Origin of the sequence: Streptococcus mitis (genome assembly GCF_000960025.1) — a bacterium.
Taxonomy (GTDB): Bacteria; Bacillota; Bacilli; order Lactobacillales; family Streptococcaceae; genus Streptococcus; species Streptococcus mitis_DH.
In genome coordinates this window covers 246,680-258,747 of sequence record NZ_JYGQ01000004.1, presented here as the reverse complement: position 1 = coordinate 258,747, position 12,068 = coordinate 246,680, and the positions used below count along the sequence as shown (strand labels likewise).

At 33.9% G+C, this 12,068-nt stretch carries 10 protein-coding genes and 2 pseudogenes; 8 read left to right on the top strand and 4 right to left on the bottom strand.

Translation table 11 applies throughout. The annotated features are described in order from the left end of the window. Positions 1 to 360: 360 nt before the first annotated feature. A pseudogene (locus TZ91_RS08050) lies at positions 361 to 1,257 on the bottom strand (site-specific integrase); the annotation flags it as partial. Between TZ91_RS08050 and TZ91_RS08045 the strand changes: the two are divergent. Both TZ91_RS08045 and TZ91_RS08040 read left to right on the top strand, forming a co-directional pair. Next, positions 1,246 to 1,431 (top strand): hypothetical protein, encoded by a 186-nt coding sequence (locus TZ91_RS08045; RefSeq protein ID WP_004239148.1) that lies wholly within the window; start codon positions 1,246 to 1,248, stop codon positions 1,429 to 1,431. The pseudogene TZ91_RS08050 and the gene TZ91_RS08045 overlap by 12 nt on opposite strands. 380 nt (positions 1,432 to 1,811) lie before the next feature. Continuing rightward, the gene (locus TZ91_RS08040; RefSeq protein WP_001105313.1) at positions 1,812 to 3,644 is read left to right on the top strand and encodes a retron Ec67 family RNA-directed DNA polymerase/endonuclease; all 1,833 of its coding nucleotides are present in this window, start codon (positions 1,812 to 1,814) and stop codon (positions 3,642 to 3,644) included. A 104-nt stretch (positions 3,645 to 3,748) separates the two neighbouring features. Here the strand turns inward: TZ91_RS08040 and TZ91_RS08035 are convergent, their stop codons facing one another. Further along, a complete protein-coding gene (locus TZ91_RS08035; protein ID WP_000735494.1) occupies positions 3,749 to 4,105 on the bottom strand; it encodes a hypothetical protein in 357 nt (118 codons plus the stop codon). A gap of 192 nt (positions 4,106 to 4,297) precedes the next feature. On the opposite strand from TZ91_RS08035, the gene TZ91_RS08030 reads away from it, so the two are divergent. The 3 genes and pseudogenes from TZ91_RS08030 to TZ91_RS08020 all read left to right on the top strand — a co-directional run. Continuing rightward, a complete protein-coding gene (locus TZ91_RS08030) occupies positions 4,298 to 5,161 on the top strand; it encodes an ImmA/IrrE family metallo-endopeptidase (protein ID WP_000656071.1) in 864 nt (287 codons plus the stop codon). A 2-nt stretch (positions 5,162 to 5,163) separates the two neighbouring features. Continuing rightward, positions 5,164 to 5,841: an XRE family transcriptional regulator gene (locus tag TZ91_RS08025; RefSeq protein ID WP_000284651.1), complete on the top strand. Its 678-nt coding sequence runs from the start codon at positions 5,164 to 5,166 to the stop codon at positions 5,839 to 5,841. A 56-nt stretch (positions 5,842 to 5,897) separates the two neighbouring features. Beyond that, a pseudogene (locus TZ91_RS08020) lies at positions 5,898 to 6,301 on the top strand (Y-family DNA polymerase); the annotation flags it as partial. Between the two features lie 358 nt (positions 6,302 to 6,659). Here the strand turns inward: TZ91_RS08020 and TZ91_RS08015 are convergent. Next, entirely contained in the window at positions 6,660 to 7,826 is a 1,167-nt protein-coding gene (locus TZ91_RS08015; protein WP_000163015.1) for an IS30 family transposase, read from the bottom strand. 354 nt (positions 7,827 to 8,180) lie between these two features. On the opposite strand from TZ91_RS08015, the gene TZ91_RS08010 reads away from it, so the two are divergent. The 3 genes from TZ91_RS08010 to TZ91_RS08000 all read left to right on the top strand — a co-directional run bounded on the left by TZ91_RS08010 (position 8,181) and on the right by TZ91_RS08000 (position 10,029). Continuing rightward, positions 8,181 to 8,957: a hypothetical protein gene (locus TZ91_RS08010; protein ID WP_004239161.1), complete on the top strand. Its 777-nt coding sequence runs from the start codon at positions 8,181 to 8,183 to the stop codon at positions 8,955 to 8,957. Positions 8,958 to 9,120: 163 nt separating this feature from the next. Then, complete coding sequence (locus TZ91_RS08005) at positions 9,121 to 9,471, top strand: hypothetical protein (RefSeq protein ID WP_000370998.1); 351 nt, start codon at positions 9,121 to 9,123, stop codon at positions 9,469 to 9,471. A gap of 159 nt (positions 9,472 to 9,630) precedes the next feature. Beyond that, positions 9,631 to 10,029 carry a hypothetical protein gene (locus TZ91_RS08000; RefSeq protein ID WP_235196429.1) on the top strand — a complete coding sequence of 133 codons (399 nt, stop codon included), beginning with the start codon at positions 9,631 to 9,633 and terminating at the stop codon, positions 10,027 to 10,029. A gap of 466 nt (positions 10,030 to 10,495) precedes the next feature. On the opposite strand, the gene TZ91_RS07995 is transcribed toward TZ91_RS08000, so the two are convergent. Further along, entirely contained in the window at positions 10,496 to 11,704 is a 1,209-nt protein-coding gene (locus tag TZ91_RS07995; protein WP_001106639.1) for an ATP-binding protein, read from the bottom strand. Between the last annotated feature and the right edge of the window lie 364 nt (positions 11,705 to 12,068).

Below are 12,068 nucleotides of genomic sequence, written 5' to 3'. Positions count from 1 at the left end.
TATATTTGTTGCTAAACTGTACATCATCTTTATGATACGGTATTTCGTATTTCTCAACTACATAAGCTCCGAAAACTAAAATGTGATAACCCTTTGATAACCTCTCGATTTTCAAAAGGATTATATATGTAAATATTGAGGATTTATCTCTTAAAATTACTTGATTTTAGTGATAATTTACCATAAATATCATAATGTAGAAAAAACCAGGTCTTAAGAAAGCTCGTAAAGCTTCACAATTCTCAAAACGTTAATCAATACGATTATATCAACGTTTCAAAGCACTCAAAAGTTTACCTTATGGGTGCTTTTTTCGTGTTTTTTTGAAAAGTTCACCTCAAAGTTTACCTTATTTTCACCTTATTGTTTTAGAGACTTTAAAGCAAATTCACCTACTGTCATAGGAACTACATTAGAAGTATTTACATAAATCTGTGTTGTTCCTGTGTCACTGTGTGTTAGAGCCTCAGAAATAGCTTCTAAGCTCATTCCTGCTTGTTTAGCAAGCGTTGCTCCTGTATGTCGCAGTTTATGAGGTGTAGCATGTGCCAGCTCTTTATGTCGCTTTCTAATGCTTTTCATTTTATTGTTTAGATAGTCAGCATGTAAAGGCTTGTTGATGTTTCCTCTTGTGTCGATATATGTAAAAACAAATTGTTCTGGATTACTGATGATGCCAAACTTTGCTAGTTCATATTTTTGTTGCTCTTTCCAAGAGGTAAGAAGTTGAAGTAAATCATTAGAAATAGAGAAAATAGTTTTCTTATTTCCCTTTGTTGATTTTACTTCTCCATATCTATCTAAAGCTTGAATTAGCTGAATCTGTGATTTTGAAAAATCGATATGTTTCCATTGAAGAGCATAGGTTTCAGATTTTCTATCGCCTAAGAAAAAAGTAAGATAAAATAGGACATAATCTTTAAGGGTTATTTTATCATTCTCTAAATCTTCTTGAAATGCTGAGAACCATTCTTGGAGTTGTTCATGAGTTAGATATAAATCTTCCTCTCTCTTTGACTCTGCAAGTTGAATCTTTTTAGTAGCTTTTATTCGTCTTAATATTTTTGCGATTTTATTCGCTTCAATATATTCCAGTTCTTCTGCCCAGTCAAAAATAGAAATCACATAGCTACGTAAAGATTTAAAGTTCGCATATTCGTTAGCTTTTGATGTCATAAGGTTTAAAATAACCTGCTTGTTTTGATTTAGAAACTGTATTGTATAATTTCCAAGAAGTGGTAGTATATGTTTTTCAAAACTACGGACTATCTATTAGATGGAAAAAATGACGACATTGATTTATCAAATATCGAAGTATTGTTCCGTATGACTTCTGATGGATTGACAGAGGAAGAAAAGGTAATCTTTCGCGATGAGTTGATTGAATTCATGAAAGAGCATAAAAAACTTTTTGATGAGGACAAAAAATGAGACTTAAAGAACATAGACAACAGCGTAGAATGGTTCGTGCGGAACTGGCAAAAGAAATCTAAACGATTGTACGTAGTATCAGCCGTTGGGGAAATTGTGAGACTGATATGCTTTTGTGAACAGCTATTCAGTTGGCTAAGTTTTTTGAAGTAAGTTTGGATGAGTTTGTAGGATAAAATGTTCTTGACAGAATTCTCGAATTATTTTATACTTTAAATGCGTATGAACAGATTCTATGGCTTAGCGTTTCGTAAGTCGTTCTCCCTCTAGCAGGGGGATATAGCAAGTTACTTTAGCTTCCTAGATGTCTAGTTGACTTGTCTGTTGCATTTTGCGTAATGAGTTTTCATACGCTTTTTTATTATTCTTAGGAGAAAACAATGAATTATGAGGATATACGCTCCAGGGACATGTTAGCTTTTGCCCTTGGGATTCCAATAAAACAATTGACAGGGTTGCTATATGGAGTGAAAATTGAAAATTGTTACACTACATTTACAATTAGTAAGAAAAATGGAAGTGAACGTACCATCAGTGCTCCAAATAAGAGCTTGAAATATGTGCAACGTAAGCTAGCTCGATTGCTTTTAAAACGGTACGAAGAATTTTTAACAGAAAAAAATACTAAAAATAGGATATCACATGCATTTTTTAAAGGAAAAAGTATAAAAACTAATGCATTACCTCATAGAAACAAAAGGTACGTACTTAATGTAGATTTGCAAGATTTTTTTGATTCGATTCACTTCGGTAGGGTACATGGTTTTTTTAAGAATAATGATTTTTTTAAATTACCTGATGTAGCGACAGTCATTGCTCAATTAACTTGTTACGAGGGAGTACTACCACAAGGAGCTCCAACGTCCCCAATAATTTCAAATTTAATATGTCAAATCCTTGACTATAAAATAATTGAACTGTGTCAAGAATATCACTTAACATATACAAGATACGCTGATGATTTAACTTTTTCGACAAACGAAAAAAATTTTGACAATAATTATCAAGATTTTCTAGACAAACTAGATAAATTAGTTACTCGTTCTGGCTTTAAAATTAATGCGGAAAAAACTCACTTTCAAGAATATAATAGAAGGCAAACAGTAACAGGTCTCTCGGTAAATAAGAAACTAAATGTGAAAAAAGATTTTTATAAACATACTAGAAGTATGGCACATAGTTTATATAAAACTGGAAAATTTATGATAAACGGTAAAGAAGGCACTCTGAATCAATTAGAAGGGCGGTTTTCTTTTATTAATGACTTGGTGAAGTACAACAACAGATTAGAAGAATTACCATCTCTAAAATTAAATTCAATAGAATACAAAAAGAATTTACAATTTACCGATGGAAAGGAATTCGAAGTCAAGAAAAATGAGCAGAAACAGATACTCGATTGGAAAAAGAATTTAAGTACTTTATCAATTAGAGAAAAAGACTATCAAAAATTTATTTTTTATAAATATTTTATAGCTAATACAAATATTACTGTAGTAACTGAGGGCAAGACTGACAGTAGATATATTAAAGCAGCTCTTCGAAAATACTATGCAGAATACCCAGAGTTAGTTACTAAGGAAAAAGATGGGTTCAAGTATAAAATAAATTTTTTACCTCGAACAAAGAGGATGAGATATTTCTTCGGTTTTTTGTCAGGTGGTGGATCTGACCAAATCCAACTTTTTAATTACTTTATTAATCGGGATAACCATATAAGTCGTAATTACATCAAATACTTTAAAGAAATCTCTGAGGATGTACCTTTGCCTCAAAAACCTACGGTATTTTTATTAGATAATGAGTGGGAAATCAAAAAGCCTCTACATAATATAATCAAAGTATTGTGCAATGCTCAAAATTTAAATGATAAAGATATCATTCAAAAAATACATACCGATTACTTGTATCACGTAGATTTAAATGCCTTTTTAATGACATTACCAGTAGATAATTTAAGTACTAAATGTGAAGTAGAAATTGAAAATTTATTTGATTTGGAAAAAATAAATACTGAGCTAATTGAACCTCTTCACGATGGGAAGAAATTTGATATCAAAAAGGAGCACGGCAATGATAAATCCATAGGGAAAGAAATTTTTGCAAACACAATATTAACTAACTACGACTCTGAAATTATTGATTTTTCAAATTTTAAGCCATTATTAGATAAACTTAGCGACATATCAAAGGATTTTACAAAATATACTTAATAACGAGCTAATAGGCAGATATAAAGTTTAAAGGACAAGCATTATTGATTTTACTCTAAAAAATCTATAATGTTTGCCCTTTAGTATTATATCTAACTCTATTACTATTTTGTCATATTAAACTTCTTAAACTCATCCTTATATGCTTTACTATCTTTTTTGAAATATTGACGTTCTGAGCCTGTAATACTAGCAGTGATAACATCATTCTTGTATTCATATTTTACCGTTGGATTGACGAATCCTGAAATCTCAAAGGTTTGTGTATCAGTATCAATCGTCATGTTACTAGTTGAAACTTCGACATCGACAGTTCCCTTGTCACCCTTAATGGTGATGACCAGGTTGGTTCCGTAGTCCCCGGTTTCATAGTATTCCCCGTCCATGATAGGTTTACTTGAACAAGCGACGAGAAAGAGAGTGGTAAGAGAAAGAGCAATAAGGCTAAGTAATTTTTTCATAAATATTTCCTCCTAGTTGGAATTTATTTTACAGGAATCGTGTTACAAACGTGTTAATGATAGGGTTTCAATTTAATTGCGAGACAGATGCATTAGTTGTTAAACTAATTTTCAGTGGACATTCATCCATTTTTTTTTATATAATTTTAGTCAACCAAATAGTTGACTTATAAATTTGTGAGGAGGCGTACTATGAAAGACGTTTATACAAGAGTAACCCAAATTGCAAGAGAACAACTATACCAATTCATGAAGGATAATCAGGTTTCACCCTTAAATTATCACTTTCATTACTATTTTGATGACTGTATCCAAAAGTTTGCCATTAAGGTAATGGAGCATCACTTTACCAATCGGAAGATTGAGGGATTGACGATGATAGATGAGGACGGTATTTTAATTTCCTATGAAAGTCAGAATTCGCAAGTTAAACAGTACTTCACTAAGTGTCATGAACTAGGTCACTATATCTTGGGACATTCAGGGAAGCAGTTTACTCAATTAAATGGAAAAAAAGATACGATTGACGAGAGTGAAGCCAATCTTTTCTCTGCTTATATTCTCATGCCTGATATTGTCTTACTATCAAAAATTTATTATCGCTTGGATAGTTTCAAGCAAGTAATGACAGAGCTATCCGTATCAGCGGATGCCTTGGAATTTCGATTACAAGATTTATTCCGCTATCGTTTGAAACGAAACAATCAAGAGATTAACTCAACTATTTATCAATATCAATCAGGTCAAAGCAAGTTTGTCCTCAGTATTTTTGAGAAAGTCCATACTGAGATTGAAGACGAGTACCGAGTGGTGAAAGAAGATGTTTTTGCTAAAGTTCTGAATCGCCTGAGAGAGTGTCATTTTGTGGCAAGTACAGAGTTTCCTGAGTTGCTAGAAAATAGCTTTCGCAAGGAACTAGAACAAGAAGATGATATTGGTACTTGGTTAGAATATGACTTTGGACAGTCAGTGGGTTACGCCTGGCGTACAGATAAGTTGACCACAAAGCAAGCAAAATCACGAGTCAAAACAATACTCCTATTAGAAAAGAGGTAGTTATGTATCAACCTGATAAATTAAAACAAAAACGAGAAGAGCTAGGCTTAGAGCAACAAGAATTGGCTGAGCTTATCGGAGTTTCAAAGCAGGCTTACTTCAAGTGGGAAAAAGGCTTGTCAAAACCAACTAAAGTCAATATTGCTAAGTTGGAAAAAGTCTTAAAGATTCCAGAAGGCTATTTGAGTGAAGATGAAATCTCATCTCTCTATAAGCAACTGACAGAGCCAAATCAGGAGAAAGCTATTACCTACGTTCGTGACCTGTTATCGTCACAGAAGATTGTTAGCATTTCTGAGAAACGTTCAGAGTATCATGTTTACGAGAAACTTTCTGCTGGTATTGGTGCCTCTGTTTATGGTGACCTGGACTATGACGTGGTTTACTACAATGAAGAATTACCGCATGATTTTGCTTCTTGGGTTGATAGAAATTCAATGGAACCGACCTACCAGAATGGAGAAGTAGCTCTTATCATAGAGACTGGTTTCGATTATGACGGTGCTGTTTATGCTGTCGTCTGGGATTCACAGACCTACATCAAGAAAGTCTATCGTGAGGAAGAAGGACTCCGCTTAGTGTCAATCGATAAGGGTTATCCTGATAAGTTTGCGCCATTCGATGAGAACCCGCGAGTCGTAGGAAAGATCGTCGGTCACTTCATGCCATTGGAGGACTAGCTATGGGGTATTTTGACTATTCATGAGAACCAAAAAGCGACATAGCTTTTGTGGATATGAAATCCTTCTATGCTAGTGTTGAGTGTGTGGAACGTGGACTACATCCGTTGAAAACCTCTCTTTGTGTCATGAGTAGAGCGGTGAATGCTAACGGCTTGATATTAGCTTCCTCGCCGATGTTTAAGAAAGTGTTTGGTAAAAATAACGTTAGCCATTCCTATGACCTGCCTTTTGATATTAAGACCAAGAAATTCAACTATTATGTAGCATGCAGACAAGGCCTGCCTATAACCTTTGATTATGTCCGATTTATCGAAGAGTGGGCTAGGATTACTCATATCGTTCCCCCCCTCGCATGGACTTGTATATTGAGAAAAACATGGAAATCCAGTACATTTTCCAAAACTATGCCAGCCCAGATGACATTCTCCCTTATTCTATTGATGAGAGATTTATTGACAGTATTTACATTTTTGATTCTTAATTAGACTGTAATACTTAAGTAGGAGAATTATTTATAAAGATTTTTAAAGAATAGACAAGATAATGTGGTAACTTCTAAAACTAACTTCCAGTTTCCCACAACCTAGCCTTTAGTATGAGAAAAACGCGTGAAATCAGTAGAAATTCTTCTTAGACTAACGTCCACTGGTTTTCTTTTTTTGATATATAAAGGTTCAAAAGAGAAAAGACTAAGAAAAAAGTGCACGACAAATAGCCCTAAAACAGAGTCGTCTTAGAGTAACTTCCAGTTGCTAGCGTTTAGTGTGAGACTTTTCGATGGTGATAAGATGTGTAGTTAGAGAGGAAAATTCCCTTTATTTCAATAAATCAGGTGATAAGTGTGTGTCTTCTGGTTTGACAAATTGGCACCCCAGAAGAGCAGCGATGTCCTCGCCAAAGTTGAAGGTGAAGACGTTGTAAGCAGATTTTCCTTGAAACTCTTCTCGTTTCAAGGAATTGACATGGGAAATGACTAGATTGACGTCTTTCTGAGTCAGCTGGTCAAAGGAAGTGCCCTTGGGCAGAATGGCTCGCAAAACCGTATGGTTCTTCTCAATCCGCCCCTTCTGGTCAGGACGGCTAGGGTCGCAGAAGTAGAGGTGAGACTTACCATCAATGTCTCGCTCAAGCTCCTCCACATAGGAGAACTCAGATCCGTTGTCCGTTAGAATGACAGGGAACAGCTGATGGAACGCATACCCTCCGTCCATGACTCTTTCTTTCAAAGCTGCGAATTTAGTGGCGACCTCCAGAGCAGTCTTGTTGTCCAAAAGCAAGGCGAAGAGGAAATTGCAGAAGGAAACGTTGAAGGTGAGCAGTAGCTTTCCACCAGGTCTGCCGATGACCGTATCCATTTCCAACCATTTGAAGAAATCATCTATTTCTCGTAACTCTTGGAAATCTTGGTAGGTTCGCCCAATTTTCAGCTCTTTGGGAATAGCTACTTTTCTGGATTTTCTGCGTGCCTTGAACTTGACCATCCGAGGGAAATCAATGGGCTTGGTTGTTAGATAGCCCAGCTTGGCATGTCGATACACCGTAGCTTTCGACACAGGTAGGTTATGTGTCTGAATGATATGGTAGATGCTTTGTTTCTTCTGGATGCCTAGGGATAAGATCTTGTCCATCTGATAAAAACTTTTCTTGTTTAGGGGAATGCCCTCTCTGGACTCCCTCAACATAGTCTTGTACTGTTCCTGGGCCTTTTTCGCGTAGTAAAGATAGCGGTTAAAGCCACAATCCGTTCTCTTTTTTGGACAGTTGTTACAGACATAAGGAGCTTTTTTGAGAAGTGGGCAATCCGTGCAATCAGATTTGACGGATGTTGGATGCATGATGCGATTGCGCTTGATTTCCTTTGAAATCGTTGACGGGTCTTTTCTAATTTTCTCAGCGATGGAACGGAAAGTCTCCTGTTGGCTGATTCCAGTTTGGATGTCAATACGTTCTTCTAGAGTGAGATGTTTTTGTTTTTTCGTCATGAGGTTCCTCCTCACGAAAAGTCTCAGACTTAATTCTAGCATCATTCGTCGTCTGAGACTAACTTCCAGTTTTGGGAGAGAGATGGAAGTTACTTTTAGAAGTTACGGACAAGATAATGTATCTATAACGTATTAGAAAGTTATTGACTAATAGTCAGTGATTGGTTATAATAAAATTGTATACTTTATTACACGGAGATGGTGTAAAGTGGTAAATAACACATCCAAATTTGGAAGTCGGTCACTTAGGAACTAAGTTTAATGACCAAAGGTGGGTTCGAACCCTACCCTCCGAAAGAGTTTTGATTTATGAAAACTTTTTCGAAGAGTAGGGTTTTTGTTTTTGGAGGGGAAATGGCACAACAGCTTACAAAGGAAAATTTATATCAATTCTATACTGAAAATATTCGATATGCAGATTTTCAGTTAGATGTTCTTAGACGTCAAATAAGACCATTAGCAGGTGAATATTATTGGTATATTTCAAATAATAAAGAAAGTCAAATTAGAAAAAAGCTTATATATGAATTGAAAGCATTGACTAATCTATACGCTTATATTTTAGGTAGCAGATTTGAATTACAATTGATGAAAATATTACATGAAAATTCTTCGGTAGCCTTTAGTGAGGCTGAATTACAAACTATTATTAAGAGAAAAGGTACAACATATGATAAATGGCATAAGTGCCTAGAAATCAGTTTTCAAAAATCAACAGATATTGATTGGACTGATGTGAATGGACAAAATCTATTAGAGCTCTTTCGAGATAAGAGTAATTATTTAAAAGAGTTTCAGGAATTTATAACGATGAGAAATAGATTGGCTCATGGTCAGTGGAGTACACAATTAAATTCTGATGGAACAAAAGAAAGTACTCCAGATGCTTTGAATAAATACGATGATATATCAAAATTAGTTTTGTTATCAAAAAAACTAGATACAATGGTTAAGATAGTTGAAACAATAGTAGTATACAGAGAAAAAAATAATGAAAAGTTCAAAAATAAGATATCTAATTTAATTAAAGAAAACAAAATTATCGACTGTAGAATCAAAAATAGTAGCCTTAAAAAATATGTCCAACTAGAAATTAATAAGTTTGATAAGAAGAAAAGTCGAAATAGATAATAATTTGAAATTATTAAAAAAATCTGGCATTAATACGGTTCGCATATATTCTATTTAAGATCAATACTTCCAATATATCGTATTAGTTTTCGGGAAGTCAAAATTTTGTTGTTATTTATGATATACTAATGCTACAATTATATCCTTTGATGAGGTAAAATTTATGGATAATGTAGTGAGATTACACTTGAAGACTGGGACTGATTCTAGACAGGAATTGGTGGATTTCTGTTTAAATAGTAAAAAACAGTATGTTGCTATTGGGTGGAGTAGTCAGAGTGAAGATCTCTATCGTGAGAGTTTTCAAGAGTATTATCAAAGGGTTAAAGAATTATCTGGAAGAGCTAACCCAGCAATTAACGTTTTTAGGGATGCAAAAGTAGACGACTTATTCTGGACAAGAGATCTAGATGGTAGATACTGGATTTGTAGAGTTAAGTCGCCTGTTGAAGTAGTATGTGATAAACGATTGGATATTGGAGCAGTCTTACCAGTTGAAGCTTATAATTTTTGAATGCAAGTTCCTGGTCAAATTAAATCGTCCTTCAATAGGCCACGAGGTGGTACTGTTGAAAGAATTCGTGATAGAATAATAATTGAGTATTCGAAAACAATTTTTAATCAATTATCAAACAGTAAATATTATAAGGTTATTCCATATGAGGATAATCTTTTGGATAATCTACCAGATTTTGACTTAGAGGAACTTGTGATATCTTATTTGCAAATAGAAGAGAACTACTATGTTCTATCTAATTCAATAGCAAATAAATCTACTACAATTAAGATCGAGTGTGAAATGATTTCTAGGGAGGTTGGCAACTTTAGGAAAGCTGTGGTTCAGGTGAAAGGTAAGAAAGCGAAAGTACTTGATGCTTTAGATTTTAAACAATATGTTGAAGAGGGATATATAGTTTACCTATATGCACCGCAAGTAATTAATATAGATCAGATTGACAATGTGATTCGAATAGATAATGATGACCTATTAGATTTTTACAAGAAAAACAAACCCATACTCCCATTATCAATAACTCAGTGGGAAACTCTATTCGGGAGTAATAACAGCTAAGTTGTTTACTTGAAATTTCCCTCATTCAATAAAACTTATACAAATTTTTTGAAATAAAAAGGCAGTTGAAAACTATAGAATATTGATTTTACACTATTTTTAGTCCAACTGAAACTCATACTTTCCAAACCAGGTCTTAAGAAAGCTCGTAAAGCTTCACAATTCTCAAAACGTTAATCAATACGATTATATCAACGTTTCAAAGCACTTTGCAAAGATTTTGCAAAGTGCTTTTTTGTCGATTTTTTAGCTCGATTAGCTTTGTGATAACCTTTTCTAAATTTTGATTGCAAGGCTAGGCGTGATTACCTTATTTAATTTCTATCATTTTTTATTTTGATGAAGGGTAACTTAGTTTCTACGGAATAACCTTTTTCGGTCATAATAAAACACTCCTGTTCATAGTTTCACTAGATCTAAACAGGAGTGTTATTTTTGCGTCTCAATTTATGTGTTCAGTGCCTATCTACTTTTCTAGTAACCAATCTATAATGTTTTTCTTCTCAATACCATTGTAATTGGCTGTTGGCTGAATCGTATCCATTGTTAATAGATATTTTGGGAATTGATCTTTAATGGCTTCTAGTGGTCTAAGTTCTCTTTCTAGTGTTTCTGGAGCAAGTGTTGTTTCACTGACTTGATAATAAGTGTAGTGACCAAGATCAGTTACAACAACAAAATCAACCTCATATTTATCTAAATTACCAACATATACTTGTGAATATCTACGTCTCAATTCTAAATATACCATATTTTCCAAGATATGCCCAATGTCTTCTTTGTGGTCTGGTAATAAGAGATGTCGTAAACCTAAATCAACGGGATAATATTTTTCTAAGCGTTGCAATAATGCTCTACCTTTTACATCAAAACGTGGAACGGAATAAAAAAGCAAACTATCTGTCAAAGTCGTCAAATAATTTTCCAAAGTATTATGGGAGATTGAAACGTTTTGGCTGACCAGGGTATTGCGAATCTTATTTGTTGATATTAAGCTACCTGTACTACTGAGAAGGGTTCGGACAATGCGTTCAATAATAGTAGGATTTGGATTTCCTAATCTAGTTACAATATCATTTAACAGTATTGAGTTATATATTCCTCTTAGATAATCAATTTTTTCAGCGTAAGATGATGTTTGCAATAAGTAAGGGAAAGCACTAAAGAGATAATTGTTAAAAATTTCTGTTGTATTCAGATTTTCTGTGAGAGATTGACCTGATAGATATTCTTCAAATGACAAAGGAAGAACCTCTATCTCAACATACCGACCAGTCAAGTTTGTTGCTAATTGGCTGCTCATAAAGTAGGCGTTTGATCCAGTCAAATAGAGGTCAACATTTGGTAGGATGAATAGACTATCTGCTACCAGTTCAAATTTCTCAACATGTTGAATTTCATCTAAAAAGATATAGTATGTTTTCTCGCTAACTAATTGATCTTTTATATAAGCGTATAATGTTTGAAAATGTCGGAGGTCATAGTAACTCAGATCCTCAAAATTGATGGATATGATTTGATCCTCGTCTACCCCAGTTGCTAGTAACTCCTCTTTATAGAGTTGAAAGAGAACAGATTTACCAGCTCGTCTAACTCCACTCACAACTTTGATGATTTGTCGGTCACGATGTCTTCTTAAAAAATCTAAATAATGTGGTCTTTTAATATAGTTCATAATAGATACCTCAAAGATAGTATAATACAAATAGACATTATTTTCAAATATTTAGAAATAAATTGGAATTTATTTTATTATTTCTAAACATTTAAAAATAATCTTTTTCTATAATCAAAAAATAGTCCATTTTGGTATGGCATGATAGTAAATCTTGTGAGGTTTTGTAGCAAGTATTCAAATAAAAAGCGCATACTATCAGGAATAAAAAACTTGATAGTATACGTTTTATCCTAGAAATATTTGCTGGCTGTTTTTCTCAAACTGACTTTTTAAGAAGTTACCTTATCAGCAATTTCAAATAAGTTTATGGAGCTATCTTTGGAAAAACTGTAGAATTTCAAAAATTACTACAGACCTTGAA

Bases quoted from the DNA above. Each gene is read 5' to 3' on its own strand.
- TZ91_RS08045 (WP_004239148.1), top strand. From the start codon at position 1,246: ATGTTTTTCAAAACTACGGACTATCTATTAGATGGAAAAAATGACGAC.
- TZ91_RS08040 (WP_001105313.1), top strand. From the start codon at position 1,812: ATGAATTATGAGGATATACGCTCCAGGGACATGTTAGCTTTTGCCCTT.
- TZ91_RS08035 (WP_000735494.1), bottom strand. From the start codon at position 4,105: ATGAAAAAATTACTTAGCCTTATTGCTCTTTCTCTTACCACTCTCTTT.
- TZ91_RS08030 (WP_000656071.1), top strand. From the start codon at position 4,298: ATGAAAGACGTTTATACAAGAGTAACCCAAATTGCAAGAGAACAACTA.
- TZ91_RS08025 (WP_000284651.1), top strand. From the start codon at position 5,164: ATGTATCAACCTGATAAATTAAAACAAAAACGAGAAGAGCTAGGCTTA.
- TZ91_RS08015 (WP_000163015.1), bottom strand. From the start codon at position 7,826: ATGACGAAAAAACAAAAACATCTCACTCTAGAAGAACGTATTGACATC.
- TZ91_RS08010 (WP_004239161.1), top strand. From the start codon at position 8,181: ATGGCACAACAGCTTACAAAGGAAAATTTATATCAATTCTATACTGAA.
- TZ91_RS08005 (WP_000370998.1), top strand. From the start codon at position 9,121: ATGGATAATGTAGTGAGATTACACTTGAAGACTGGGACTGATTCTAGA.
- TZ91_RS07995 (WP_001106639.1), bottom strand. From the start codon at position 11,704: ATGAACTATATTAAAAGACCACATTATTTAGATTTTTTAAGAAGACAT.